Below are 25,222 nucleotides of genomic sequence, written 5' to 3'. Positions count from 1 at the left end.
AGGTGTCGGTCGGGAGCGTCAGGAGAGGCTCTTGACCGCGGCCTCGACCTTGGTGCGGACGGTCTCGGGCAGCGGGGCGTAGCCGAGCTCGACCAGCTCCTTCTGCCCCTCGGCGCTGGCGGCGTGGCCGAGCAGGCCCTTGACCAGCGGCAGCTTGTCGGCGGCGAGGCCCTTGCTGCAGACGATCTCGTAGGTCGCCAGGACGATCGGGTACGCCCCGGCCTCCTTGGTGTTGTAGTCGATCGACATCTTCAGGTCGTTGCCCTGACCCTCGAACTTGGCGCCGGCGATGGTCTTGCCGGCCGAGTCACCGGTCAGCTCGACGAACTCGCCGTTACCGTTCTTGACCTTCGCCATCTTCAGGTCGGAGTTCTCGGCGTACGACCACTCGACGTAGCTGATGGTGCCGTCGGTGCTCTTGACCTTGCTGGCCACGCCGTCGGACTTGGCCGCGCCGACGCCGCCCGGGGCCTTCCACGCCTTGGAGTTGCCGAGCGTCCAGTCCGCCTCGGCGGTCTTGGAGAGGTACTTGGTGAAGTTGTCGGTGGTGCCCGACTCGTCGGAGCGGTGCACCGCCTGGATCGCGGTCGACGGGAGCTTGGCGTCCGGGTTGTCGGCCTTGATCGCCGCGTCGTCCCACTTGGTCACCTTGCCGGCGAAGATCTTCGCCAGGGTGGCCGGGCTGAACTGGAGGTTGTCCGCGCCGCTGACGTTGTAGACCACGGCGACCGGGCCGATCACCATCGGCAGGTTGAGCGCCTGGCCGCCGACGCACTTGGCGTCGGCCTGCGGCTGCTCCTCCGGCTTGAGGGGGGAGTCCGAACCGGCGAAGTCTGCGGTACCGGCGATGAAGGCCTGGATGCCGGCGCCCGAGCCGCTCGGCTCGTAGTTGATCGTGGTGCCGGCGCACTTCTGCTGGTACGCCTTGATCCACTCGGCCATGGCGTTCTTCTGGGCCGAGGAGCCCTGCGCGTTCAGCGTGCCCGTCGCGCAGTCCACCGCGGCGGTGGAGCCGGAGGCGCCGGCGGGCTCGTTGTTGTCCGAGCCGCAGGCGCTGAGACCGAGAACCGCGGTAAGAGCGAGACAGGCGATGGCGCCGTGCCGCTGGAGCTTCACTTCAGGGGTTTCCCTTCACGTCTTTGGTCAGGTCGCCCGGAGTGCCGGGGGCCGGCGCTGACCGGCTGACACGAAAGGTAGGAGGGCCAGGTGGACGGTTCGCCGGACGCAAGTGAACGCGCGGTGAACACGTTCAGCCGACGAGATGGCCGTACGCTGAGGAAGGGTTGTCCATTTCGTGAACTAGCAGCCTGGTATCGCCTTTATGGCGATTTTCCGGGGCCGGGGAGCGCTCAGCCGCGCTGGTAGTTGACGTGCGCGGACCACATGGCGAAGCCCAGCCGCTCGTAGAGCGCGACCGCGGCGGTGTTGCTCTCGTCCACGTAGAGCATCACCCGGTCCAGCCCGCGCTCGTCGCGCAGGTGGGTCAGGCCGGCGGCGGTGAGCACCCGGCCCAGGCCGCCCCGGTGCGCGGACGGGTCGACGCCGAGCACGTAGACCTCGCCGATGCGGGCCGAGCCCGGCCGCTCGTGCACCTTGGTCCAGTGGAAGCCGAGCAGCCGCCCGGTCGTGGAGTCGACGGCGAGCAGGAAGCCGGCCGGATCGAACCACGGCTCGGCGATGCGTACGCGCAGGTCGTCGAGCGTCCACTTGCCCTGCTCGGGGTGCTGGGCGAAGGCCGCGTTGTTCACCGCCAGCCACGCCTCGTCGTCCTCGCCGGGGCGGAACGCGCGAAGCGTCACGCCGTCCGGCACCACCGGCTCGGGCAGTTCGGGGGTCAGTGGACGGCGCATCTGCCAGAGCACCCGCGCCCGGGCGAAGCCCAGGTCGACAGCGAGCGCGGCGGCCGACGGGTGGTCGCCGTGGGCCCAGGCGCGCAGCGGACCGGGCGCGGCGTCCACCACGCCCCGGGCCAGCGCCCGGCCGACGCCGCGCCGCCGGTACGCGGGATGCACGACCAGTTCGGCGCCGACGCCCTCGGCCGGGGCGGTGACGTCGAGATGCGCGTACCCGGTGAGTGTGCCGTCGGCGGTGCGGGCGGTGAGGTGCACGGCGGGCGCCTCGGGGTCGCGCAGCCGCAGCAGCACGTGCTCGTCGAGCGGGTCGGCGCCGTCGGTGTCCCCGGCGGCGCGGGCCAGCGCCAGCACCTCCGCGACCTCGTCCGGCGTCAGGCGGTCCGCCCGGTCGATCCGGTCGCTTGCGGGGCCACTGGTCGGCTCGGGGCTCATCTGAGTCACGGTAGCCGCCGTCCGGCGGTGGTTCGCGCCGGACGAGGGCGGCGGTCGGTGGCGCTCGTCACTGCGGGCCGACGGGCAACGACTCCAGCTCGAACCGCGCCAGTATCTCGGGCAGGAGTTGCTGCAACGCCGCGACCGTGCCGGAACGGTCCCCGCCCGCGTCGTGCATGAGCACGATCGCCCCCGGTCCCATCTGTGTGCGGATCCTCGACTCGATGGTGAGCGCGCCCGGCGCCCTCCAGTCCGACGGGTCCACGCTCCAGTGCAGCGGGGTGAGGCCCAGGTCGGCGCAGGCCGAGATCACCGGGCGCGTCCAGGCCCCGCCCGGCTGGCGGTAGTACGCGATCCGCGCCCCCGGCGCGGCGGCCAGGATCGCGTCGTTCGTGCGCAGGATGTCGGCCCGGATCGTCGCCGGGGACCGCTTGCCCAGGTCGACGTCGTGCTCCCAGGAGTGGTTGCACAGGGTGTGCCCCTCGGCGACCATCGACCGGATCAGATCCGGATGGGCCTCGGCGTTCTCGCCGACGACGCAGAACGTCGCCTTCACGCCGTACTGGGCCAGCAGCGCGAGCACCTGCGGGGTCCAGCGCGGATCGGGGCCGTCGTCGAAGGTCAGCGCGACCCGGGACGAGCCGGTGACGACCAGGCTGCCGTACGGGCCGTCGCCGCCCGGTTCGACCGGGGCGGCGTCCGGCGCGGCGTCGGGGCTCGGCCCGGCGGTGGCCCGGCCGCCGGGGAAGTCCGTGCTGGGCGGCTGGTCGGCGTAGCGCGGTCCGTTGAGCGCCGTGGTGGCGCCGGCGTTCGACGGCGGGTGTTCCGGGACCAGGCTGCGGCCCAGCGCGAACGCCGAGCCGAGCAGGCCCGCGAGCACCACGGTCACGAGCCCGGTGGCGCGCAGCGTCGGGCCCCGCATCAGCGGCACCGGCCGTTCGTCGCCCCCGTGTTCACCGCACGCACCGCCGCCCCCTTTGCCCGGTAAATCCGGCAGTCAGGATATGTCTGACTGATCGGGCAAAAAGGGCGTTCTGCGGAAATGCCCCCTACCGGAGTGGGGCGTGGGCGGTCAGACCGGCAGCGGCGCGGGCTCCGACTCCGGCAGCGAACGCGACGGCGGGACGACGAACTTGTAGCCCACCTGGCGGACCGTGCCGATCATCGACTCGTACTCCGAGCCGAGCTTGGCGCGCAGGCGCCGCACGTGCACGTCGACCGTGCGGGTGCCGCCGAAGTAGTCGTAACCCCAGACCTCCCGCAGCAGCTGGTCCCGGGTGAACACCCGCCCCGGGTGCTGGGCCAGGAACTTCAACAGCTCGAACTCCTTGTACGTGAGGTCGAGCGGGCGGCCCTTCAGCTTGGCGGCGTAGGTGTCCGGGTCGATGTTCAGCTCACCGGCCCGGATCGAGCCGCCGGCGCCGGCGGTCGCGTTGCTCAGCCGGCCGACGGCGAGCCGCAGCCGGGCCTCCACCTCGGCCGGCCCGGCGCCGGCCAGGATCACGTCGTCGACACCCCAGTCCGCGTTGAGCGCGATCAGGCCCGCTTCGGTGACCACCGCGACGAGCGGTACGCCGAGCCCGGTGGCGTGCAGCATCCGGCACGTGGCGCGCGCCTCGCTCAGTTCGGAGCGGGCGTCCACCAGGACGGCGTCCGGCGTGGGGCCGGAGACCAGCGTGCGGACGTCGCGGGGTGCGGTGCGGACCGAGTGCGGCAGCAGGTCGAGTGCCGGCAACACCGCCGACGGCTCACCGGCCCGTGCGGTCACGAGCAGCAGGAGCTCCACGATCACCTCCGTCCCGGCGGCCCTTCGGCCGCGCGCGACCAGCGACACGCCCGGGTGAGGGCGGCGCTGTGAACTTGCGTGGGTCCCGGCGTCGCTGACGGGCGGGTAACGGCCTGAGCGTAACCGATGGACCCGCCGTCACCTCCGGGGTGCTTTCCCGTTTGCCCCTTCTGCCCTTGATCGCGGTGCAGGTTTTAACGTCACCGAAACCGGGACCTCCGCCGAGCCGCCCGGGTCTGGCACGATCGGGGCGTGTTTCCCTCCACCTCGCGCGACACCGGTCGTGAACCGTGGGCCGACGACCCGTCCGCCGGGCCCTCCGGCCCCGCCCGTGGCTACCCGCCCGCCCCGCGTACCGGCCCCGCCGACGAGGAGGGCGACCGGCCGGAGCGGAAGGGACCGCGTCGGCTACGGAAGGGCGGACCCGGCCGGCGGGCCGACGACGAGTCCGACGAGGCGCCCGAGGAGGAGATGCCACCGGTCCCGGTCCGCCGGCCGCTGGCGCTCACCGTCGCCGGCTTCGCCGCGCTGCTCGGCGTCGGCCTGGTGCTCGGCGCGCAGACCTCCGGCCCCGGGCACCGGCTGCCGTTCGCGGCCATCATCTTCGGCGTCCAGATGCTCTTCGTGCTCGCCTGGACGATGGCCATGCGACCGCCCGCCCTGCTGGTCGTCGCCCTGGTCAGCGCCGGCACGGCCGTGATCGCCGACGTCGCGGCGGTCCAGTCGGACATCGCCGGCCTGGCCCCGCTCGGCTACGCCGCGGCCGCCGGGCTGCTGCTCGCCGTGCTGGGGCAACTCGTCCGGCGGGTGGACCGGGTCCGGGTGACCGACTCGCTCGGCGGCACCCTGCTCATCGTGGTGGGCGTGGTCGCCTTCGGCACGCTCGTCGTGCTCAGCCGGATTCCCAAGGGCACCCAGGCGATCACGGTCTGCCTCACCGCCGCGGGGGTGGCGTTGCTGGTGGCGCGGCTCACCGACGCGGTGGCGCCGTGGCCGCGGCTCGCCCCGCAGGTGCCGCGCGGCGCGGCCGGCGTGGTCGCGGGCGCGATGCTCGGCACCCTCACCAGCGCCCTGCTCGGCAGCTACCTGGTCGGTTTCACCCCGACCAGCGCCGCCCTGGTCGGCGTGGTCAGCGCCGCCACCGCCGTCCTGGCCGACCTCGCCGTGGGGTACGCCGAGGCGGGCCGCCTGATGGCCGGTGAACCGCCGACGATGTGGGTGGCCCGGCACATGCAGGGGCCGCTGGGTGGATTCGCGCTGGCCGCGCCGGCCGCGTACGCGATGTGCGTGCTGTTCCTCTGACGCGGTTGGGGAAGATTCGCCTCGGGTAAGTACGGTTGCGCCGCGAGACGCGGTGACGGCGGCGAGGACGGGAGGCGGCGTGGCAGAGGCGTATCCGGCGGAGGGCCGACCGCGGCGACGCGGCCGGAAGGTGCTGATCGGCTTCGTCGTCCTGCTGCTGGTGCTGGTCGGGCTGCTCGTCGTCGCCGACCGGGTCGCCGCCGGGGTCGCCGAGCGGGCGATCGCCGACCAGGTGCGGCAGGAGATCGCCAAGCAGGACGCGCAGTCCGCCGCGCCGCAGGTCGAGGTGGGTGGCTTCCCGTTCCTCACCCAGGTGCTCGACGGCCGGTACGAGCGCATCTCGATCCAGCTCACCGACGTGCGGGGCGCCGTCCAGGGTGACGCCGTGGAGGTGCCGAAGCTGGACGTGGACGCGCGCAACGTGACCGCGTCGCTGGACACGCTGCGCTCCGGCCGGGGCGACGTGGTGGCCGAGAGCGTGGACGGGCGGGGCACCGTCACCTACGAGAGCCTGGCCAAGCTGCTGGACCGTCCCGGGCTGACGCTCGGCGAGCGGAACGGCAAGCTCGCCGTCACCGCCCCGGTGGACATCCTCGGCGTCAAGCTCACCGTCAACGGCACCGCCGACGTCACGGTGGCCGGCGGCAAGGTGGCGCTGCGCTTCAACGACCTCACCGCCGACGGCCTGCCGAACGTGCCGCTGGCCCGGGCCGCGCTCACCCGGTACGCGCAGGGCATCTCGATCGACGTGCCGCTGCCGGAGCTGCCGTTCCAGCTCAACCTGCGCAAGGTGGAGCCGAAGCCGGAGGGCCTGGTGGTCACGGCGGACGCGGCGAACGTGCCGATCAACTCCGCCGGCTGAAAGCCGTACACGGCCGGTCCGGGGAGCGGGCCGGCCGTCCCGGATGCTGGTCGGCCTGGTGGCAGCTGTGGCGTGGGCTGGTAATCTCCCTGCCCATGGGGACCCACCTCACCAAACGGCGCGCGGTCGACCTGTGCCGCGTGGCCACCTGCCTGTGTCGCCCCGTCATCTGACGGCGGGGCTGTCTCCGGCCGCCTGAACGGCGGCCACCCAGGGTCCACGAACCTTTCCCGGTTCCCCTCAACGCCCGGCAGCGGCGCCGTCGCACGTACCCGTGATCCGTTCCTAGCTCTGGGTCCCGCGCGTGGTGCGACAACAATCGACATCGATCTCCGCGCGCAGGCTCACCAACCATCCTCACCAGGGAGTGATCTGATGAGTCGCGACACCGCACTCGTTTCGGCCGAGTGGGCCGAGAAGAACCTCGGCGCCCCGGGCGTCGTCTTCGTCGAGGTCGACGAGGACACCTCGGCCTACGACACCGGGCACATCGCCGGCGCCGTCAAGCTCGACTGGCGTACCGACCTGCAGGACCAGGTCCGCCGGGACTTCGTCAACAAGAGCCAGTTCGAGGCGCTGCTGTCGGACCGGGGCATCGCCAACGACGACACCGTGATCCTGTACGGCGGCAACAACAACTGGTTCGCCGCGTACGCGTACTGGTACTTCAAGCTCTACGGCCACGGCGACGTCAAGCTGCTCGACGGCGGCCGCAAGAAGTGGGAGCTGGACGCCCGTCCGCTCGTCACCGACGTGGTGGAGCGGCCGAAGACGCAGTACGTCGCGCAGGAGCCGGACACCTCGATCCGCGCGTTCCGCGACGAGGTGGTAGCCGCGATCGGCACCAAGAACCTGGTCGACGTGCGCAGCCCCGACGAGTTCGCCGGCCGGCTGCTCGCCCCCGCCCACCTGCCGCAGGAGCAGGCGCAGCGGGCCGGTCACATCCCGACCGCGATCAGCGTGCCGTGGTCCAAGGCGGCGAACGAGGACGGCACGTTCAAGTCCGACGACGAGCTGCGCAAGATCTACGCCGACGCCGGGCTGGACGACAGCAAGGAGACGATCGCGTACTGCCGGATCGGCGAGCGTTCCTCGCACAGCTGGTTCGTGCTCCAGGAGCTGCTCGGGCACCGCAACGTGAAGAACTACGACGGTTCCTGGACCGAGTACGGCTCGCTCGTCGGCGTGCCGGTGGCGCTCGGTGACGAGCCGGGGGAGGCCTGATGACCGCCACCTCCGCCGCCTCGACGGCTGCCGCCGGCTGCGCCGCGCCGGACCAGGCCGCCCCCCTCCCGGCCAGCCTGGACCTGGAGAAGGAAACCGTCATCACCGGCCGTGTGCTGTCCGAGTCCGGTGAGGTCGTGCCGGGCGCGTACGTGCGGTTGCTCGACTCCACCGGTGAGTTCACCGCCGAGGTGGTGACGTCGCCGGCCGGGCAGTTCCGGTTCTTCGCCGCGCCGGGCTCGTGGACGCTGCGGGCGCTGTCCCGCCAGGGCAACGGCGACACCGCCGTGGCCGCGGCTCGCGGGATCAACGAGGTGACCGTCTCGGTCGCCGCCTGACCCACGCTCTGATCGTGGCCCGCCACCCCAGCCGGGTGGCGGGCCACGAGCCGTTCCGGTGACTGTGCGGCTTGCCCGTGGCTGGCAGGCTGGACGGCGGCGCGCCCCGGACGCGCCGGAGGGGGATCAGGTGCCCGACGACGCCGCCGCCCACGCAGTTCGCTATTTGATCGACTTCATCGACGGCAACCGGGGTGAGGAGATCGCCCGCGAACTCCAGCGCACCGCCGGGTCCGGCCGCGCGCGCCCGTTCGACGTCTCGGTCGCCAGCCTCGACACGGACCTGTCGTTCCTCACGAAGCGGGCCACGCTCGTCACCGGCAAGCTGGTCCTCTCCCAGCCCGGCGGCAAGCGCTGCTACCTGGCCAACCGGGAGACCTGCAAGTGGTGCGGCAAGGACCCGGAGCACTGCGACCCGCGCTGCCGGTACGAGGACATCCGGATCGACGAGCTCTACGCCGAATGCGACGACCTGGACCGCCTCGGCGCGTACCTGCGGGACTGCGCGCCGCTGCTGGAGCTGGGGCAGCTCGTCTACTTCCCGCAGACCTTCCGCCGCACCCACCTGGAGTCGCGCGCGCCGGACTCCCAGTCGACCTCCTCGCCGTTCGACACGATGGGCCGGATCGAGCTGGGCGACAACCCGGACCGCACACTCGACCTGATCGTCAAGGGGCACCGGGTCGTCGACGTGCCGAGCGGGGATCCGGTGAAGGCGCGGCTGGTGACCCCACTGCTCCAGCTCGACCTGCCGATGCTGGAGGGCACCTCGCTGCGGGACTACTGCGCCATCCTGACCCAGGAGAGCGACGCGCTCGCCGCGACCCAGGCGTACCTGCGGGGCCGGATGCTGGACGTCGACACGGATCCGGACAAGGCGCTGGTGCAGCTCGCGAAGCTCGACGCGGAGATCCAGGAGGGGGTGCGGGCGGCTCGCTCCGAGGTCGCCCGGGTGGCCCGGCGCTCGGCGGTGCAGGCCGCGGGCGCCGCGGTGGCGACCGTCGCCGCGACGCTGGTGGCGGTCGAGGGCACCCACCTGGCGCCGGTGCTCGGCATGCTGGGCGCGGGCGGGTTCTTCTCCGCGGTGCTCGCCGCCGACCAGTACGCCGACCGTCGTGGCGAGCTGCGGCAGCGCCCCTTCTACCTGCTGTGGCTGCTGTCCCGCCGGTCCGACCCGGCCTGACCGGGCGTGCCGAGGCGCGGCCGGGTGCCTCGCCGGCACGTGACACCATGGCCGGGTGACTGCCGTCGAGACGGGCTACGCCCCGCCCAACCCTGGAGATCAGCCGGGCGCCGGCCGGCGTCGGCTGCGCTGGCTGACGGCCGCCACTGTGGCGTGGGCCGTGCTGCTGGCCGGGCTGACCTGGTGGTCGGTGCGGACCGACCCGCCGACGGTCAAGGAGCAGCGCTCACTGGACCAGGCCGGTCCGGTGGTGGACCGGGCGATCGGTGAGCTGACCGGCGCGGTCGGCGCCGACGGCGTACCCGCGCTCGTACCGGACCGCCTGGAACGCGGCTGCCGGATCACGCCGATGGACTCCGGCGCGTCGCTCGAGCGCGGCGTCGAGGTGGCGATCGGCGGCGACGACGTACGCGAAGTGCTGCGACGCGTCGCCGACCGGCTGCCGCAGGCGTGGCGGGCGGGCGTGTCGACGTTCGACGGCGAGCCGCTGCTGCGCGCCGACGCGGGCGACTTCGTCGCGGTCGAGGGCCGGGCCGACGGCCCGGGCCGGATCCTTCTGACCGCCGCGACCGGCTGCCGGCCGCTGGGTTCCGGCTACCGCGCGCCGACCGCCGACGCCGCTGCCGAAGCCGCCGCGCTGGCGTCGGCGCTGGGCCGGTGGGGCGGCGCGACCGGCGCGGTCCAGGTCCTGACCGCGCCCTGCCCCGGTGGGGGCGCGGCCCGCACCGCCCGGGGTGAGGCCGCCGCGCCGGCGGATCAGCCGCTCGCCGCCGCGTTCGGCGGTGGCGTCGCGCCGGTGGTGGACTCCGCCGACCGGTACGCGCGCCCCGGCGAGCCGGCCGTGCTGGCCGAGCGGGCCGACGAGCGGGTGCGCGTGGCGGTGACCACGCCCTGCCCGGCCTGACTCACCGGCCGGGCAGCCCGAGCGGCGGCGGCGCCGGTTCCTCGTGCGGTTCCCGGCTGCGGCCCAGCGCGTCCACCCGGCCCCAGCGGCCCGGGATGTCGAGCAGTTCCACCCGGCCCATCCCCGGCGGTACGGCCGGGTCGATGATCAGGTGCTCGCCCTGCGGCTCCAGTCCCAGGATCACCCGTAGCAGCAGCAGAGGCGTACCGGCGGACCACGCCTGCGGGCTGCACGCGGTGGGGTACTCCACCGGGTAGTCGGTGAGGCCACGTTCGTAGCCGGCGAACACCTCGGGCAGCCGCCCGTCGAAGAAGTGCGACGCGCTGAGCAGCGCGTCGCAGATCCGGCCGGCCTCCTGCCGGAAGCCGTACCGCCACAGACCCCAGGCGATGATCGAGTTGTCGAACGGCCACACCGTGCCGACGTGGTATCCGACCGGGTTGTACCGGCCCTGGTCGTCGGCGAGCGTGCGTACCCCCCAGCCGGAGAACAGGCGCGGGCCGAGCAGATGGGCGGCGACCGCGGGGGCCCGGGACTCGTCCACGATGCCGCTCCACAGCAGGTGGCCGATGTTCGAGGAGAGCGCGTCCACCTGCCGCCCGCGCGGATCGAGCGCCAGCGCGTAGTACTCCCGGTCGGCGATCCAGAAGTCGCGGTTGAACCGTTCCTTCAGCGCCGCCGCCTCCTGCTCCAGCCGGTCCGCGTACGCCGGGTCCTGCCAGTAGGTGCGGGCCAGGCGGGCGCCGCGCATCTTCGCGTCGTACGCGTACCCCTGCAGCTCGCAGGTGGCCCGGGGGAACTCCGGCATCCGGCCGTCGGCGTAGGAGATGGCTTCCGGTGAGTCCTTCCAGCACTGGTTCGGCAGCCCCGTCTCCGGGTTGCGGGACATGTACCAGACGTAGCCGGTGCCGAGCAGGTCCCCGTACGTGTCGAGCCAGGTCAGCGCCGCCCGGGTCTCGTACTCCAGCTTGCGTACCAGATCGGCGTCCCCGGTCCACCGCTCGTACTCGTCGAGCAGGATCACGAACAGCGCCGTCGTGTCGGCCGCGCCGTAGTACGGCGAGTGCGGCTGTTCCTCGAATCCGGCGCTCTCGCCGTAGCGCAGCTCGTGCAGGATCTTGCCCGGCTCCTCGTCGCGGAAGTCGTCGACCCGGCTGCCCTGAAGACCGGCCAGCATGATGATCGTCGGTTTGACCAGGTCGGGGAGGAACGGCAGCACCTGGAGCGAGGTGAAGATGCTGTCGCGGCCGAACAGCGTCATGAACCAGGGCAGGCCGGCCGCGAGCAGCCGGACGCCGAGCGTGATCGACTCGTACCGGAGCGCGGCCAGGTCGTTGAGGCTGCGCCGGTACGCGCTGGCCAGCGGCTCGCAGTCGCAGCCCAGCTTCGGCGCACGGCTGATCAGGGCGCTCTGCTCGGCCTCGATCTCGGCTGCCGTGCGCTGGCCGCCCAGCGGCAGGATGGCCCGGATGTCCTCACCACGCGCGCCGTAGATGATGGTGCTGACGTGCAGCCGGGTGGTCCACTCGCCGTGCGGGCTGATCCGGACCCGGAAGGTCATCCCGTCCGCGTCGACCTCGACCGGCGCGCTGCTGGTCACCAGCGTCTCGCGGCGGAACGCCTCCCGGCGGTAGGTGAGCCGCAGGCCGTTCGGTTCCACCGTCGGCGTGGTGAGTCCCTTCTTGTCGCGCCGGTTCTTGATCTCCAGAAGGTCGGCGAAGTCGGAGCCGATGTCCAGCCGGAGGTGGAACTCCTGCTCCTGCTCGGAGTGGTTGAGCACGGTCAGTTCCTCGTCGAGGCTGCCGCCGATGGCGCGGCTGCGGATCACCGAGACGTTGGCGTCCAGGTAGTGCGTCGGCTCGCCGGGGACCAGGAAGAACCGCGTCTTGTACGACAGCGAGTCGTCGATCGAGAGCGCGTGCAGACGTTGCCCGTCGATGGTGAGGAACCAGGTGGACAGGAACCGGGTGTCGAAGGAGAACAGCCCGGTGGGGAAGTCGTACGACGGTTCGATGTTGCCGCGATCGTCGCTGACCAGGAACGTGTTGCCGTCGAGGATGCTGACCCGGTCCTTCACACCAGCCGCCGGACGTGCTCGCGGGCGGCGTCCCGGGGGTCCCGCACGTCGGGCCGTTGCGGCAGGAATCGGCGGAACGCCAGGAACAGCACGACGTGGCCGCTGAACGTGGCCTCGTTGCGCAGCACCGCCGCCATGCCGGCCGCCCGCCCGGTGACGAGCTTCTCGAACAGCTCGGTGGACAGCGTCAGCACGCCGTCCGCCGGCCGTAGCTCCTCCCGGCTCACCTGTGCCGTGCCGGGGGCCAGCGTCACGTACCAGTGCTCGGTGCGGTTGCCGTCGGCCAGGTCGATCTGGAGTGTCCCGCCGATCGGGCTGTTCAGAACGGCTGCGGCACGCGCCGGCAGCGACGCGAAGAACTCCTGGATGGCCTGACTCACATTCGCATGGTAGGCAGCATCCGGACATGCCGGGTCAGGATCGGCGCACTGGGCAGAATGGACAACCCGGGCCGGTTGTCAGTAGACCAGCGCCTGTGCGCCCTCGGTCATCGCTTCCTCGACGAACACGGCGGCGCCCGCGATGCGCACGCCGGGGATGACGTCGCCGGTGCCGATGTCCCGCCGGGCCGCGCACTGGGTGCAGGCGGTCACCCGGCCGGTGGCCAGGACGACGTGCAGCAGCTCGCCCAGTGGCGCGGAATGCGGCAGCTCGAACGACTCGGCCCGGCCGGGGAGCGCGAACCAGGTCGATTCGCCGGTGAGCCAGAGCGACACGTCCACCCCGGCCGCGGCGGCGGTGGCGGCGACTGTGAACGCCTGGGCGCAGCGTTCCGGGGAGTCCGCGCCGGCGGTGGCCTTGACGACGAGAGAGCGCGCCATGCCACCCAGCATAGGATGGTCCGGATGGTTACCGAGATCGGGTTCGTCAGCCTGCTGGTCGCCGGCCTGGGCGCGCTCGCCGGTGGCCTGGCCTATCTCGCGGTCCGCATAGCTAGAGGTAAGTGGTGAATCTGTGAGTGAGAATCCGCTTCAGCCGCCGTGGTTGAACGCGCCGCCGGTCGAGGAGTACCCGTACGAGGAGAGCCACGACCTGCGCGTCGGCCCGAAGCTGCACCCGAGCCTGGACGGCCTGCTGCCGTACATCGGGGTGTGGCGCGGCCGGGGCCGGGGTGGGTTCCCGACGATCGAGGACTTCGACTACGCGCAGGAGATCCGGATCAGCCACGACGGCCGGCCGTTCCTGTTCTACGAGTCGCGGGCCTGGATCCTGGACGAGCAGAGCCGTCCGGTCCGGCCGGCCGGCCGCGAGGTGGGCTGGTGGCGTCCGGTGCTCGACGGTGAGCGGGTCACCGACGAGCTGGAGGCGTTGATGACCACGCCGACCGGCGTGATGGAGCTGCACATCGGCAAGCGCAAGGGCACCCAGATCGAGTTCGCCACCGACGCGGTCGTGCGTACCGCGACGGCGAAGGAGGTCACCGCCGGCGCCCGGCTGTTCGGCATCGTCGAGGGCGCTCTGCTGTACGCGCAGGAGATGGCCGCCGTGGGTCAGCCCTTGAGCCCGCACCTCTCCGCCCGCCTCACCCGGGTGGCCGGCTGACCCGTCCCGCTTCCCCGGTTGATCATGAAGTTGACGGCGTCGGCTGCCCGATTTGTCACCGCCAACTTCATGATCAACGGGGGGAGGGCCGGGGGAAGTTCAGGAGGGCCTGGATGCGGGGGGTCAGGGGGGAACTCGGGCGGGGGGTTCCATTCAGGGTCGTGACCTCTGTGGGGCCGCGTAGTGAGCTGGTCAGCCAGATCGCCTCGGCGGCGTGCAGGTCGGGCACTGTGGGCAGGTGCTCGGCCGGGGTCAGGCCCAGCTCTCCGGCACGGCTCACCAGGTGGTGGGCGGTCACGCCGGGCAGGATGCCGGTCTGCGCCGCCGGCACCGTGCAGAGCGTCCCGCCACGCAGCCACACCACGTTCGCGGTGGGTCCCTCCAGCACGTAGCCGTCGGTCGAGACCCAGAGCACGTCGTCCACGCCCGTCCGCTGCGCCCAGCGCCGGGCGGCGGTGCTGAGCGCGTACGAGGTGGACTTCACGCCGTTCGGCAGCCACCCCAGCTCGGGGCGGGACCGGGCGGCCACCCCGAGCGGCAGCGTGGCCACCGTCACCCCGGTACGCCGAGCCAGCCGGGCGGCGGCGGGCACCTCGCCCAGCGTGGCGTACACCGTGGCCCGCCCGCCGCCCTCCGGCCCCCGGGTGCAGACCAGCCGCAACGCGCCCTCGGTCTCCGGCGGCCAGCCGGCGCGGACCGCGTCCAGCAGCTCGACGAGCGCGCCGTCCGGGGGCAGCGGCAGGTCGATCGCCGCCGCGCCCGCCCGCAGCCGGGCCAGGTGCGGCTCCAGCAGCCAGGGGACCCCGTCGCGCAGGTGCAGCGTCTCGAACAGGCCGTCGCCGTGCAGCACACCCCGGTCGTCGCCGCGCAGCACCGGCTCACCGGCCGGTACGAGCCCCCGGCCGAGCACCGCCACCCGCGTCGCCTCCACGGGCGCAGCGTAGTGGCGTACCCCGGCGGCGGACGGACCGGCGCGGCGGCCGAACTATGATCGAAGGGTGTCCGAATCCTCCCTCGCGGAAATGCTCCGCGCGCGCGGGCTGCGGCTGACGGCGCAGCGGCAGCTGGTGCTCCAGGCCGTCCTCGACCTCGGGCACGCCACCCCGGAGCAGGTACACACGGCGGTCCGCGAGGTGGCGGCCGGCGTCAACATCACCACCATCTACCGCACCCTGGAGCTGCTGGAGCGGCTCGGCCTGGTCACGCACACGCACCTCTCGCACGGCGCGCCCACCTACCACGCGGCCGGCGAGCACCAGCACGTGCACCTGGTGTGCCGGGAGTGCGGGGCGATCGACGAGATCTCACCCGAGATGCTCCGCCCGCTCGCCGACCAGCTGGCCGACCAGCGCGGATTCCAGGTCGACATCGGGCACGTCGCGCTCTTCGGGGTCTGCGGCCGCTGCACACTGAACGGGGAACACGCATGATCGACATCGCCGGAGCGGTGACCACCGAGAGCATCGACGACCAGACCCGGGACCAGCCCGAGCCGGCCCACCGGGCGGCCGGTGTCGCGCCGGTGGCGGCGCACTACGGCGACCCGATGCGTGAGCAGCGGCTCCTGGCCACCGGCGTGGGCCTGGTCGACCGCTCGCACCGGGGCGTGGTCGCGGTTCCCGGCGAGGAACGGATCAGCTGGCTGCACACGCTCACCAGCCAGCACCTGGCCGCGCTGGCCCCCTGGCAGGGCACCGAACTGCTGGTGCTCTCCCCGCACGGGCACGTCGAGCAGCACGCGATGGTCGCCGACGACGGCGAGACCACCTGGCTGGACACCGAGCCGGGCATGACCGGCGGCCTGCTGTCGTACCTGGAGAAGATGCGGTTCTTCAGCAAGGTCGACCCGCGCGACGCCACCGCCGAGTTCGCGCTGCTGTCGCTGGTCGGGCCGGAGGCGCCCGGCGCGCTCGACACGCTCGGCGTGACCGGGCTGGCCGCTCCCGACGTAGCGGCGGTGCCGGGTCCGAAGTTCCGTTCCGGCGAGCTGCCCGCGCGGCCCTCCGTGGTGTACGACGTCAAGCCGCTACCGGTCGGCGGCTGGGCCCGCCGGGTGGCGCTCGGCGTCGACCTGCTGGTGCCCCGCGCCGCCATGGACGGGGTGGTCGCCGAACTGCGCGGCGCCGGGGTGCCGGTCGCCGGGCTGTGGGCGTACGAGGCGGTCCGGGTCGCCGCCAAGCAGGTACGGGCCGGGGTGGACACCGACCACCGGACGATCCCGGCCGAGGTGGACCTGATCGCCCCGGCCGTGCACCTGGACAAGGGTTGCTACCGGGGCCAGGAGACGGTGGCCCGGGTGCACAACCTGGGCAAGCCGCCCCGCCGCTTGGTCCTGCTGCATCTGGACGGCGTGGCGAGCGACCAGCCGCCGGTGGCCGGTACGCCGGTGACGCTCGACGGCCGGACGGTCGGCTTCGTGGGCACCGCCGTGCAGCACTTCGAGCTGGGTCAGGTGGCGCTCGCCGTGCTGAAGCGCAACACGCCCGACGATGCCCGCCTGCTCGTGGGCGAGAGCGCCGCCGCCATCGACGTGTAAGGAAGGGCCCCCTATTAACGCCTCCGGTAGAGGAAGGGTCCCTTCTTAACGCCGCCCGCACCGGAAATCCTCCGGTCGACCCGACGTCGGGCACCGGTCTAGGATCCGGGGCATGACGACAGGGACGTTGATCACGGTTGCCCCCACCGGCGCGGAGTCGGCGAAGGCTGAGGTGCCGGCGCTGCCGGTGACGCTCGACGAGCTGCTGCTGACCGCCAAGGAGTGCGAGGCGCTCGGCGCCGCCGTGATCCACGTCCACATCCGCGACGACGACGCGCGGCCCACGCTCGACCAGGGGCGGCTGCGCGACACCGTGGCGGCGCTGCGGGAGAGCACCGACCTGATCGTGCAGCTCTCCTCCGGGGGTGCGGTGACCGACCCGGAGTCCGCCCGGCTCGCGGTGCTCGACGCCGCGCCGGACATGGCCTCCTGCACCATGGGCACCGTCAACTTCGGCGACGACGTGTTCCTCAACCGGTGGGAGTTCATCGTCGACCTGCACACCCGGATGCAGGAACGCGGCGTCGTCCCCGAGTACGAGATCTTCGACCTGGGCCACCTCACCGCCCTGCAGCGGCTGCTCGGCAAGTACGGCCTGCCGCACGGCGGGCACGTGCACGTCGACTTCGTGATGGGGGTGCCGGGTGGCATGCCCGGCACCACGGCGACCCTGGTGGCGGCCCAGCAGATGCTGCGTGACCTGCCCGAGGGCACCACATTCGCGGCCACCGGCATCGGGCGCAGCACCATCCCGGTGATGCTGGCCTCGCTGTCGGCCGGCGGTCACCTGCGGGTCGGCATGGAGGACACGGTCACGTACGCCAAGGGGCGCCCGGTGGAGTCCAACATGCAGCTCGTCGCGCGGGCGGTCGGCTTCGCCCAGCTCGCCCAGCGGCCTCCGCTGACCACCGCCGAGGCCCGTACGCTGCTCGGTCTTCCGGCCACCGGCCGGTAAGCGGCGTACCGGCCGCCGGCCCTGTACGGCCTCGGCCGACGCCGCAGGTCACCCCGCCGTCGGCCGAGCCCGCCCCATCGGTACGGTCCATTACGTGGGAAAGACGTACGAGGGCGGCGCGCCGCTCGCCGAGGTGGTCCGGTCCGGTTTCGTGGAGGGCTTCCACCGGGGTTCCGTGGTGGTGCTCGACGCCGCCGGAGCGCCTGTCGCCGGGGCCGGAGACGTGACCTCGCCGATCTTCCCCCGCTCGTCCAACAAGCCGATGCAGGCGATCGGGATGCTGCGGGCCGGGCTGCCGCTCACCGACCCGGCCGACCTGGCGCTCGTCTCGGCCAGCCACGCCGGTGAGGAGTTCCACGTCGAGCGGGTCACCGCGTTGCTGCGCGGCGGCGACCTCACCGGGGACGCGCTGCACTGCCCGCCGGACCTGCCGGTCGGCGAAGCCGCCCGGGAGGCGGTGCTGCGGGCCGGCGGCGGTCCCGCCCGGGTGCTGATGAACTGCTCCGGCAAGCACGCCGGCATGCTGCGCACCTGCCTGGCCGCCGGCTGGCCGCTGGACGGCTACTGGCGGCCCGAGCACCCGCTCCAGCAGCGCCTGACCGCCACGATCGAGGAGTTCACCGGGGAGCGGGCGGCGGCGGTCGGGGTGGACGGCTGCGGCGCGCCGGTGCTCGCCGTCTCGCTGACCGGGCTGGCGCGGGCGTTCCTGCGGCTGGTCGAGGCCGAGCCGGGCACCGTCGAGCGGACGGTGGCGGACGCGATGCGCACGTACCCGGAGCTGGTCGGCGGTACCCAGGCCGAGGACACGCGGCTGATGCGCGGCGTACCCGGTCTGCTCGCCAAGATCGGCGCGGAGGGTGTGATCGCGGCGGCGGTCCCGGGGGTCGGCGCGGTCGCGCTGAAGATCGACGACGGCGCGGCCAGGGCCCGCATGCCGGTCCTCGTCTCGGCGCTGTCGCGGCTGGGCGTCGACGCGCCGATCCTCACCGAGTACGCCGAGACTCCCGTGCTCGGCGGCGGCCTCCCCATAGGCGCAACCCGCCCCATCTGGTAGCCCCACCCCGCCCTCCATCCCCGTCGATCTTGCACTTGCTGCCCAGGCGAAACGCGCATTCCAGGCGCACCGAGGGCCACAAGTGCAAGATCAACGCGGCGAAGGGAGGGAGGGAGGGGGCGGTCAGGGGAGGAAGGGGAGGAGGGCGGTGTTGGTTTCGGTGGGGCGCTCCAGGGGGAGCAGGTGGGCCGCGTCGGGGACGTCCGGCATGCGTACGCCCTGGGGGGCCTCGTCGGCGATGCGGTCGGCCAGGCGGCGGATGTCGGCCAGGTCGTCGGCGCCCGTGCCGACCAGCACCGGTACGCGCAGCTCGCCCAGCCGGTCGATCGCCGGCGGGTCCAGCTCGTCGACGTCGACCGCGCTCAGCGCCTGCTCGGCGGCGAGCGCCCGGCGGTCCATCTCCTCGGCGAACCGGATCAGCTCCGGGTCGACGTCCTCCGGGCGGCGGGTCGGGCCGACCACCCAGAACCGCACCTCCCCGGCGGCGGTGGCGGCGAAGTCCTCCGGGTCCACGTCGCCGACCAGGTCCTCCCAGAGCTGCTCGGTCTCCTCGGACCACTCGTTGCCGGAGACGGGCGCGCCGAAGAGCGCCAGCGCCGAGACCCGCTGCGGGTGGGCGAGCGCGGTGTCCACCGCGACGCGGCCGCCGAACGAGCAGCCGACGAGCGCGGCCTGCTCGATGCCCAGCGCGTCGAGCAGCCCGATCACGTCGTCGTGGTGGGCGAACGGCGCGGGCGGCAATTCCGACTCGCCGTAGCCGCGCAGGTCCAGCGCGATCACCCGATGCCGCTGGGCGAGTGCCGGGATCTGCCCGCGCCACATCCGCCGGTCGGCGATGCCGGCGTGCAGCAGCACCACGGCGGTGCCGGTGCCGCTCTCGTCGTACGCGAGCTGGGCACCGTTGATATCGATCTTGGTCACGGGGGAGAACCGTACGGAACGGACATGGGCTCCGCAACCCGCCATCGGTGACCCTGCTAACTCTGGCTAGCGTTTTGCTTGCAGCAGTTAGCGGACCGAGCTAGCGTTGAGTCATGGCCACCAGCAAGGACCTTCCCGATGTCGGCGGGTTCATTCGCGACCTGCGGCGCAACGCGAAGATCTCACTGCGCCAGCTCGCCGAGCAGGCGGGTGTCAGCAATCCCTACCTGAGCCAGATCGAGCGAGGGCTGCGCAAGCCGAGCGCCGAGGTGCTCCAGCAGCTCGCGAGCGCGCTGCGCGTCTCCACCCCGGCGATGTACCTGCGGGCCGGGCTGCTGGACGACAAGGAGGGGCAGGGCGTGCTCGCGGCGATCGCCGTCGACCCCGAGCTGACCATGGCCCAGAAGCAGTCGCTCACCCAGATCTACGAGACGTTCCGGCGCGAGAACGCCCGCCTGGCCGAGGCGACCGAGGCCGCCGGGGCGGCGGAGACGGCCGAGAAGGCCGCCGCGACCGAGCCGGCCACCGCGCCGGAGGCCCCGGCGACAGTGGCGGCGGCCGCTACCGGTCCGGTCACGCCGGAGGGCACGCCGACCGAGGCGGTCCTCGAATCGGTGGCCGTCACCGAAGCGGGTGCCGCGCCCGCCCCGACCACCGCGCCCGCCCCGACCACCGCCGCCCCTGAGCAAGCGGCCGCCCGCCGGGCGGCCCGGAAGGCCGCCGGTGCGGCCGAAGAGGAGCAGTCATGACCACCCAGCCGAAGACCAACCGCATCCCCGCACCCCTCTACGCCGCCGCCGGCGCCGGTGAGCTGGCCCTGGAGCAGCTGCGCAAGCTGCCCACCGTGGTCAGCGGCCTCGGCACCCGGGTCGTGACCGACCTCGGCGGCAAGGCCGTCGTCACCGGTTTCGAGCTGCGCCAGAAGGCCACCGAGACGCTGAAGACCGCCAACCAGACCGCGACCGGGCTGCGCGAGCGCGCCGTCGCCACCGACCTCGACCAGCTCCGCGAGGCCGCCAACCTGGAGAAGCTGCGCGAGGCGGCGAACCTGGAGAAGCTGCGCGAGGCCGCCAACCTGGACAAGCTCCGCGAGGCCGCCACCCGCAACGCCGCCGTCGTGGTGGCCGGCGCGCACGCCGCGCAGGAGCGCGCGCTGGCCGCGTACGCCGAACTGGTCGCCCGTGGTGAGCGTGTCGTCGGCGCCGGCGTGCTGGAGGCCGCCGACACGGTGAACGCCGACATCCAGGCCACCGAGGCCACCGGCACCGACGTGGCCCCGAAGGCCGAGGTCACCCCGAAGGCCGCGGTCGCGACGAAGGCCGAGATGGCCGCGAAGCCGGACACCGCCGCCGCGACGACCGATGTGCCCAGCCCGGCCGAGGTGGCCGAGGCGGTGGCCGCCAAGCCGGCCGCGGTGAAGCGCACCCGCGCCACCAAGGCGACCGCCACCAAGGCCGTCGCCAAGACGACCGCCACCAAGGCCACCAAGCCGGCCACCCCGTCGGCGAAGCTGCCGAAGGCCACGAAGCGGACCCGCCCGGCCGCCGAGTGACCTGATGCTCCACCGGACCCCGGACAACGTCTTGTCGGACGTTTCCGGGGTCTCGGCATAAGCTTGCCCCCATGGCCATCGCCGCGCCGATCTTCGCGTTCGCAGTCCAAGACGTGATCCAGCTGATCCTGCTCGTCTTCGCCCTGGTCGTACAGGGAGTGGCGCTGGTGCACGCGGTCACCCAGCGCGGCGACGGTTTCGCCGCGCTCGGCACGCTGCCGAAGGGCGGCTGGGTCGCCATCCTGGCGGTCTGCCTGCTGCTGACCCTGCTCGGCTTCGGCCCGATCAGCCTGTTCGGACTGATCGGCATCGCCGCCGGTCTGATCTACCTGCTCGACGTGCGGCCCGGCCTGCGGGACCTGCACGACGGCCGAGGGTCCTGGTGAGAGGTTTCCGCTGGCCTCCGCCGCCGGACGGCGGTCCCCGCACCTGGGGGCCCGGCCCCGGCGCGCCCCGGACCGGGCGTCCCGCGCTGCCCGAGCCGGAGACGGAGCTGGTCGCCACCCCGCACGGGGTGAGCCTGGAACGGCTGGTCACCGGCACGGGTGACCCAGTCACCGTGTTCGCGCACGGGCTGGGCAGTGGCATCGCCACCACCCGCCCGTTCGGCAGCGGCGTCGCCGGGCGGCGCGTCTTCTTCCAGTTCCGCGGGCACGGCCGCTCCGACTCCCCGCCCGGCCCGTGGACCTACCTGGACCTCGCCCGTGACCTGCGCGCGATGGCGGACCTGAGCGGCGCGACCCGGGCGTTCGGCGCGAGCCTCGGCGCGGGCGCGCTCTGCCGGCTGCTCGCGGAGAGCCCGGAACGCTTCGAGAGACTCGTCTTCTTCCTGCCCGCCGTGCTGGACACACCGCGCGGCGAGGTGGCCCGCGCCCGGCTCACCGGCCTGCTCGACGCGGTGGCCGAGGGCGACGCCTCGGCGCTGGCCGACGTGGTGTCGCTGGAGTTGCCGCCGTCGGTGCGCAACACCCCGGCCGGCTGGGCCTACCTGCGGCAGCGGCTCGACCAGTTGTTGCGCGACGGGCTCGCGCCGGGGCTGGCCGACCTGCCAGCCCAGGCCCCGCTCGACGACGCCGGGTCGCTCGCCGCGGTCACCGCGCCGGCGCTGGTCATCGCCGCCGCCGACGACGACCTGCACCCGGTCGCCGTCGCCGAACGGCTCGCCGCCGCGCTCCCGAACGCCACACTGCACGTGTACGACCGGCCCGGCGTGCTCTGGACCGAACGCGCCGACCTGCGGGGGCGCGTCTCGGAGTTCCTGAACGGGTAACGTCGCCGTCCATGGGCGTCACACACCACGGCCGTACGCACCGGCTCGACCTCGCCGACCCGACCCTGCGCGAGTGGACCTGCCGGGTGCTGGCGGCCGATCCCGAGCAGGGCATCGTGCTGGACCGGTCCGCGTTCTACCCGGGCGGGGGCGGGCAGCCGCCGGATCACGGGGTGCTGCTCTGGCAGGGCGTACAGACCCGGATCGTCGGCACCCGCAAGGGCGACGACCTGTGGCTGATCCCGGCCGAGGGCGACCCGGTGCCGCCGGTCGGCACCGAGGTGGTCGGCGCGGTGGAGGACGCCCGCCGGACCATGCTGATGCGTACCCACTCCGGGCTGCACGTGCTCTGCGGCGTGGTGTTCCGTGACTTCGGCGCGCTCGTCACCGGCGGCAACATGGAGCCGGGCGAGGCGAGGATGGACTTCAACCTGCCCGAGGTGCCGCCGGACTTCAAGGCCCGCATCGAGGAGCTGGTGAACGCCGAGGTGGCCGCCGACCGGTCGGTGGCGGTGCGGGTGCTGCCGCGCGCCGAGGCGCTCGCGCTGCCGGACATCATCCGTACCCAGTCGAACCTGATCCCGCCGGAGGAGCAGGAGGTGCGGATCGTCGACATCGTCGGGCTGGACGTGCAGGCCGACGGCGGCACGCACGTCGCCTCCACCGCCCAGATCGGCAAGGTCCAGGTGGTCAAGGTGGAGAGCAAGGGCCGGGCCAACCGCCGGGTACGCGTACGCCTGGCGGACTGACCCGCTCAGCGCGGCAGGTACGCCGCCCGGACGGCGAGCAGCCAGCGTTCCACCGTCTCCTCGTCCGGGCGCTCCGGCAGCGGTGAGCGGATCCGGTCGAACTCCGCCTCGGCGTCCGCCACCAGTGCCTGCGCCTCCTCCAGCGCGCCGCCGGAAACCCGTTCGGCGAACGCGCGGAACCACTCCGGGTCGGCGAGGCGGATCTCCAGTACGCCTGTCGCGTACAGCACCCGGCCCTGGTGCAGCAGCCGGGCCAGGTGCCGGGCGTGCTTCGCCGAGCGCCGCCGCCCACCGGCGTCGGCGGGCCGGCCGGCGAGTTTGCGGAACTGCTGCGCGGCGTACCCGAGGTAGGCGTCACGGACGCGCGGCGCGCTGAGGAACGCCGACCGGATCGCGATCAGCTCCTCACCGAACCCGGTACGGGTCTCGTAGCAGTCGTCGGGCAGCCACATCAGCTCGGTGGCGGTGGGGTTGCCGCTCAGCGCCAGCAGCGCGTACTTGCGGGCCTCGTGCAGCGTGACATCCGGGTCGGTGGTGACCACCGACTCGCGGGGCGGGCGCAGGCCGTGGAACGCGACTGTGGGCGCGGCGAACACGCCGAGCCGGTCGGTGTCCGAGCCGGGTCCGGACAGCCCGTACGCGACCGAGCCGACGATCCCGGACAGCAGCAGGTGCATACCGGTGATGATCGCCCATCCGGTTCGTTCGGGAAACCGGACTTCCGTTGTCAGGTATCGCTGACACGGTGATCCCATGAACTCACCACTGACCGGAACTGTCGCGCTCGTCGCGGGCGCTACCCGGGGCGCCGGCCGGCAGATCGCCGTGCAGCTCGGCGCCGCCGGGGCCACCGTCTACGCCACCGGCCGCACCACCCGCGAGCGCCGCTCCGAGATGGACCGGCCGGAGACCATCGAGGAGACCGCCGAGCTGGTCACCGCCGCCGGGGGCACCGGAATCGCCGTCGCTGTCGACCACCTCGACCCCGAGCAGGTACGCGCCCTGGTCGAGCGGATCGACGCCGAGCAGGGCCGCCTCGACGTGCTGGTGAACGACGTCTGGGGCGCCGACCCGCTGATCACCTGGGAGAAGCCAGTCTGGGAGCAGCCGCTCGACGCCGGTTTCCGTACGCTGCGGCTGGCTGTCGACACGCACATCATCACCAGCCACTTCGCGCTGCCGCTGCTGATCCGCAACCCGGGCGGCCTGGTCGTCGAGGTCGGCGACGGCACCAAGGAGCACAACGACAGCGAGTACCGCCTGTCGGTCTTCTACGACCTGGCGAAGGTGTCGGTGAACCGGCTCGGCTTCAGCCAGGCGCACGAGCTGGCCCCGCACGGCTGCACCGCCGTCGCGCTCACGCCGGGCTGGCTGCGCTCGGAGGCGATGCTCGAACACTACGGCGTCACCGAGGCGAACTGGCGTGACGGCGCGAAGACCGAGCCCCACTTCGTCATGTCGGAGACGCCGGCGTTCGTCGGGCGCGCGGTCGCGGCCCTGGCCGCCGACCCGGACCGGGCCCGCTGGAACGGCAAGTCGCTGGACAGCGGCGGTCTGGCCCAGGTGTACGGCTTCACCGACGTCGACGGCAGCCGCCCGCACTGGGCCCGCTACTACGAGGAGGTGGTCAAGCCGGGTAAGCCGGCCGACCCGGACGGCTACCGCTGACCGTCGGCCGGCGGATCGGTGTAGAGCGCCGCCGCGCGGCGGGCCGCCTCGGCGAAGCGCGCCCGCAACCGCGGCGGCGCCAGCACCTCCACCTCCGGGCCGAGCGCCAGCAACTGGGTGTACGCCACATCGACCGACTCGACCGGCAGCCGCAGCACCAGCCGGCCCTGCTCGTCCGGCGGCCCGGCCGCGTCGACCGCCTCGGTGTAGACGAACGGCGCGTCCACCAGGTGCCGCAGCGCCCGCAACCCGGCCGGGCCGAGCCGCACCGTGACCCGCTCGCGTAACAGCTCGCGCAGGAACGCGCCGGCCTGCTCCCGCCAGTACGCCCCGAGGTCGAAGTCCTCGTCCCGGTCGAAGCCGTCGGCGCTCACCTCGGCCGAGACAACCCGGTCCACCCGGTACGTCCGCCAGCCGTCACCGACCCGGCCGACCAGGTACCAGACCCCGTTCTTCAGCACCAGCCCGTACGGCGCCAGCGTGCGGGTCACCTCGCGGTCCCCGCGCCGGTAGCGCAGCTCCACCATCAGGTCCCGCCAGACCGCCCGGGCCAGCTCGGCGAGGGCGGGCGGCGGCGCGGTCTCCCGGAACCAGCCGGGGACGTCCAGGTGGAACCGCTGCCCGGTACGGGCGGGCGCGTCCCGCAGGCTCGGCGGCAGCGCGGCGAGCACCTTCAGCTCGGCGGCGGCCACCGAGTCGGCCAGTCCCATGTCCCCTGCCGGTCCGGGCAGCCCGGCCAGGAACAGCGCCTCGGCCTCGTCCCGGCTCAACCCGGTCAGCCGGGTCCGGTAGCCGCCCAGCAGCCGGTAGCCGCCGGCCCGGCCCCGGTCCGCGTACACCGGGACACCGGCGGCGGAGAGCGCCAGCACGTCCCGGTAGACGGTCCGCTCGGACACCTCCAGCTCGCGGGCCAGCTCGGCAGCGGTCATCGTCTCCCGCGACTGGAGCAGCAGCACAAGCGAGATCAGCCGGGACGCACGCACCGGCCCATTGTGGTGCACCGGCAGATTAGGC

30 protein-coding genes are annotated in these 25,222 nt (G+C 73.2%); 19 read left to right on the top strand and 11 right to left on the bottom strand.

Going from position 1 to position 25,222, the window contains the following annotated elements:
* Positions 1-18 precede the first annotated feature (18 nt).
* The 4 genes from pstS to PVK74_RS18735 form a co-directional block, all read right to left on the bottom strand.
* Positions 19-1,116 carry a phosphate ABC transporter substrate-binding protein PstS gene (gene pstS / locus PVK74_RS18750; protein ID WP_274476916.1) on the bottom strand — a complete coding sequence of 366 codons (1,098 nt, stop codon included), beginning with the start codon at positions 1,114-1,116 and terminating at the stop codon, positions 19-21.
* Positions 1,117-1,349: 233 nt separating this feature from the next.
* Positions 1,350-2,285, bottom strand: a complete 936-nt coding sequence (gene mshD / locus PVK74_RS18745; protein ID WP_274476914.1) for a mycothiol synthase — start codon at positions 2,283-2,285, stop codon at positions 1,350-1,352.
* A 67-nt stretch (positions 2,286-2,352) separates the two neighbouring features.
* Positions 2,353-3,207, bottom strand: a complete 855-nt coding sequence (locus PVK74_RS18740) for a polysaccharide deacetylase family protein (protein WP_274476912.1) — start codon at positions 3,205-3,207, stop codon at positions 2,353-2,355.
* A 150-nt stretch (positions 3,208-3,357) separates the two neighbouring features.
* Positions 3,358-4,077 carry a winged helix-turn-helix transcriptional regulator gene (locus PVK74_RS18735; RefSeq protein WP_176722767.1) on the bottom strand — a complete coding sequence of 240 codons (720 nt, stop codon included), beginning with the start codon at positions 4,075-4,077 and terminating at the stop codon, positions 3,358-3,360.
* Positions 4,078-4,323: 246 nt separating this feature from the next.
* Between PVK74_RS18735 and PVK74_RS18730 the strand changes: the two genes are divergently transcribed.
* The 7 genes from PVK74_RS18730 to PVK74_RS18705 all read left to right on the top strand — a co-directional run bounded on the left by PVK74_RS18730 (position 4,324) and on the right by PVK74_RS18705 (position 9,884).
* Positions 4,324-5,373 carry a hypothetical protein gene (locus PVK74_RS18730; RefSeq protein ID WP_064446713.1) on the top strand — a complete coding sequence of 350 codons (1,050 nt, stop codon included), beginning with the start codon at positions 4,324-4,326 and terminating at the stop codon, positions 5,371-5,373.
* A 79-nt stretch (positions 5,374-5,452) separates the two neighbouring features.
* Positions 5,453-6,235, top strand: a complete 783-nt coding sequence (locus PVK74_RS18725) for an LmeA family phospholipid-binding protein (protein WP_030504460.1) — start codon at positions 5,453-5,455, stop codon at positions 6,233-6,235.
* 95 nt (positions 6,236-6,330) lie between these two features.
* Positions 6,331-6,408, top strand: coding sequence for an Ms5788A family Cys-rich leader peptide (locus PVK74_RS31160; RefSeq protein WP_310503780.1), 78 nt, complete (start codon positions 6,331-6,333; stop codon positions 6,406-6,408).
* A gap of 202 nt (positions 6,409-6,610) precedes the next feature.
* A complete protein-coding gene (locus PVK74_RS18720; protein WP_030504459.1) occupies positions 6,611-7,459 on the top strand; it encodes a sulfurtransferase in 849 nt (282 codons plus the stop codon).
* Complete coding sequence (locus tag PVK74_RS18715; RefSeq protein ID WP_064446712.1) at positions 7,459-7,797, top strand: DUF1416 domain-containing protein; 339 nt, start codon at positions 7,459-7,461, stop codon at positions 7,795-7,797. The genes PVK74_RS18720 and PVK74_RS18715 overlap by 1 nt, the downstream gene beginning before the upstream one ends.
* 130 nt (positions 7,798-7,927) lie before the next feature.
* Entirely contained in the window at positions 7,928-8,980 is a 1,053-nt protein-coding gene (locus PVK74_RS18710; RefSeq protein ID WP_274476910.1) for a hypothetical protein, read from the top strand.
* Between the two features lie 55 nt (positions 8,981-9,035).
* Positions 9,036-9,884: a hypothetical protein gene (locus PVK74_RS18705; RefSeq protein ID WP_140946206.1), complete on the top strand. Its 849-nt coding sequence runs from the start codon at positions 9,036-9,038 to the stop codon at positions 9,882-9,884.
* A 1-nt stretch (position 9,885) separates the two neighbouring features.
* On the opposite strand, the gene PVK74_RS18700 is transcribed toward PVK74_RS18705, so the two are convergent.
* The 3 genes from PVK74_RS18700 to PVK74_RS18690 all read right to left on the bottom strand — a co-directional run bounded on the left by PVK74_RS18700 (position 9,886) and on the right by PVK74_RS18690 (position 12,794).
* Positions 9,886-11,961, bottom strand: coding sequence for an amylo-alpha-1,6-glucosidase (locus tag PVK74_RS18700; protein ID WP_043328017.1), 2,076 nt, complete (start codon positions 11,959-11,961; stop codon positions 9,886-9,888).
* On the bottom strand, positions 11,958-12,341 hold the full coding sequence (locus tag PVK74_RS18695) for an SCP2 sterol-binding domain-containing protein (RefSeq protein WP_043328019.1): 384 nt from the start codon (positions 12,339-12,341) through the stop codon (positions 11,958-11,960). Before PVK74_RS18695 ends, PVK74_RS18700 begins: the two co-directional genes overlap by 4 nt.
* A gap of 78 nt (positions 12,342-12,419) precedes the next feature.
* Positions 12,420-12,794, bottom strand: coding sequence for a DsrE family protein (locus PVK74_RS18690; RefSeq protein ID WP_043328020.1), 375 nt, complete (start codon positions 12,792-12,794; stop codon positions 12,420-12,422).
* Between the two features lie 12 nt (positions 12,795-12,806).
* Between PVK74_RS18690 and mtfM the strand changes: the two genes are divergently transcribed.
* Together mtfM and PVK74_RS18680 are read left to right on the top strand one after the other, a co-directional pair.
* Entirely contained in the window at positions 12,807-12,911 is a 105-nt protein-coding gene (mtfM, locus tag PVK74_RS18685) for a small membrane protein MtfM (protein WP_043330899.1), read from the top strand.
* A 4-nt stretch (positions 12,912-12,915) separates the two neighbouring features.
* Positions 12,916-13,503, top strand: a complete 588-nt coding sequence (locus PVK74_RS18680; RefSeq protein ID WP_030504451.1) for a heme-binding beta-barrel domain-containing protein — start codon at positions 12,916-12,918, stop codon at positions 13,501-13,503.
* 73 nt (positions 13,504-13,576) lie between these two features.
* Here PVK74_RS18680 and PVK74_RS18675 read toward each other — a convergent pair whose 3' ends face one another.
* On the bottom strand, positions 13,577-14,434 hold the full coding sequence (locus tag PVK74_RS18675; RefSeq protein WP_274476906.1) for an aminotransferase class IV: 858 nt from the start codon (positions 14,432-14,434) through the stop codon (positions 13,577-13,579).
* Between the two features lie 91 nt (positions 14,435-14,525).
* Between PVK74_RS18675 and PVK74_RS18670 the strand changes: the two genes are divergently transcribed.
* From PVK74_RS18670 to PVK74_RS18655, 4 genes are all read left to right on the top strand, one after another.
* The gene (locus PVK74_RS18670) at positions 14,526-14,933 is read left to right on the top strand and encodes a Fur family transcriptional regulator (RefSeq protein ID WP_082930986.1); all 408 of its coding nucleotides are present in this window, start codon (positions 14,526-14,528) and stop codon (positions 14,931-14,933) included.
* The gene (ygfZ, locus tag PVK74_RS18665; protein WP_166457596.1) at positions 14,930-16,039 is read left to right on the top strand and encodes a CAF17-like 4Fe-4S cluster assembly/insertion protein YgfZ; all 1,110 of its coding nucleotides are present in this window, start codon (positions 14,930-14,932) and stop codon (positions 16,037-16,039) included. The genes PVK74_RS18670 and ygfZ overlap by 4 nt, the downstream gene beginning before the upstream one ends.
* Before the next feature lie 112 nt (positions 16,040-16,151).
* Positions 16,152-16,994: a beta-keto acid cleavage family enzyme gene (locus PVK74_RS18660; protein WP_166457597.1), complete on the top strand. Its 843-nt coding sequence runs from the start codon at positions 16,152-16,154 to the stop codon at positions 16,992-16,994.
* A gap of 94 nt (positions 16,995-17,088) precedes the next feature.
* Entirely contained in the window at positions 17,089-18,048 is a 960-nt protein-coding gene (locus PVK74_RS18655; RefSeq protein WP_274476903.1) for an asparaginase, read from the top strand.
* 123 nt (positions 18,049-18,171) lie between these two features.
* Here the strand turns inward: PVK74_RS18655 and PVK74_RS18650 are convergent, their stop codons facing one another.
* A complete protein-coding gene (locus tag PVK74_RS18650; protein WP_274476901.1) occupies positions 18,172-18,969 on the bottom strand; it encodes an alpha/beta fold hydrolase in 798 nt (265 codons plus the stop codon).
* 113 nt (positions 18,970-19,082) lie between these two features.
* Here PVK74_RS18650 and PVK74_RS18645 point away from each other — a divergent pair, with 113 nt between their 5' ends.
* From PVK74_RS18645 to PVK74_RS18625, 5 genes are all read left to right on the top strand, one after another.
* Positions 19,083-19,718, top strand: coding sequence for a helix-turn-helix domain-containing protein (locus PVK74_RS18645; protein WP_064446702.1), 636 nt, complete (start codon positions 19,083-19,085; stop codon positions 19,716-19,718).
* Positions 19,715-20,521, top strand: a complete 807-nt coding sequence (locus PVK74_RS18640; protein ID WP_274476899.1) for a hypothetical protein — start codon at positions 19,715-19,717, stop codon at positions 20,519-20,521. Before PVK74_RS18645 ends, PVK74_RS18640 begins: the two co-directional genes overlap by 4 nt.
* A gap of 71 nt (positions 20,522-20,592) precedes the next feature.
* Positions 20,593-20,907 (top strand): DUF2516 family protein, encoded by a 315-nt coding sequence (locus PVK74_RS18635; protein ID WP_013288803.1) that lies wholly within the window; start codon positions 20,593-20,595, stop codon positions 20,905-20,907.
* A complete protein-coding gene (locus tag PVK74_RS18630; RefSeq protein WP_043328034.1) occupies positions 20,904-21,791 on the top strand; it encodes an alpha/beta fold hydrolase in 888 nt (295 codons plus the stop codon). The genes PVK74_RS18635 and PVK74_RS18630 overlap by 4 nt, the downstream gene beginning before the upstream one ends.
* Before the next feature lie 11 nt (positions 21,792-21,802).
* On the top strand, positions 21,803-22,540 hold the full coding sequence (locus PVK74_RS18625; RefSeq protein ID WP_064446700.1) for an alanyl-tRNA editing protein: 738 nt from the start codon (positions 21,803-21,805) through the stop codon (positions 22,538-22,540).
* 5 nt (positions 22,541-22,545) lie between these two features.
* On the opposite strand, the gene PVK74_RS18620 is transcribed toward PVK74_RS18625, so the two are convergent.
* Positions 22,546-23,217, bottom strand: coding sequence for a nucleotidyltransferase domain-containing protein (locus PVK74_RS18620; protein WP_274476894.1), 672 nt, complete (start codon positions 23,215-23,217; stop codon positions 22,546-22,548).
* Positions 23,218-23,293: 76 nt separating this feature from the next.
* On the opposite strand from PVK74_RS18620, the gene PVK74_RS18615 reads away from it, so the two are divergent.
* Positions 23,294-24,208 carry an SDR family oxidoreductase gene (locus tag PVK74_RS18615; RefSeq protein WP_064446698.1) on the top strand — a complete coding sequence of 305 codons (915 nt, stop codon included), beginning with the start codon at positions 23,294-23,296 and terminating at the stop codon, positions 24,206-24,208.
* On the opposite strand, the gene PVK74_RS18610 is transcribed toward PVK74_RS18615, so the two are convergent.
* Positions 24,199-25,191: a helix-turn-helix transcriptional regulator gene (locus PVK74_RS18610; RefSeq protein WP_069087823.1), complete on the bottom strand. Its 993-nt coding sequence runs from the start codon at positions 25,189-25,191 to the stop codon at positions 24,199-24,201. The two genes, PVK74_RS18615 and PVK74_RS18610, sit on opposite strands and share 10 nt — an antisense overlap.
* Between the last annotated feature and the right edge of the window lie 31 nt (positions 25,192-25,222).

Origin of the sequence: Micromonospora chalcea, assembly GCF_028768405.1 — a bacterium.
In the GTDB taxonomy this organism is placed as follows: domain Bacteria; phylum Actinomycetota; class Actinomycetes; order Mycobacteriales; family Micromonosporaceae; genus Micromonospora; species Micromonospora chalcea.
Note: the sequence above shows the minus strand (reverse complement) of the source record. Positions and strands in the feature narration are given on the sequence as shown.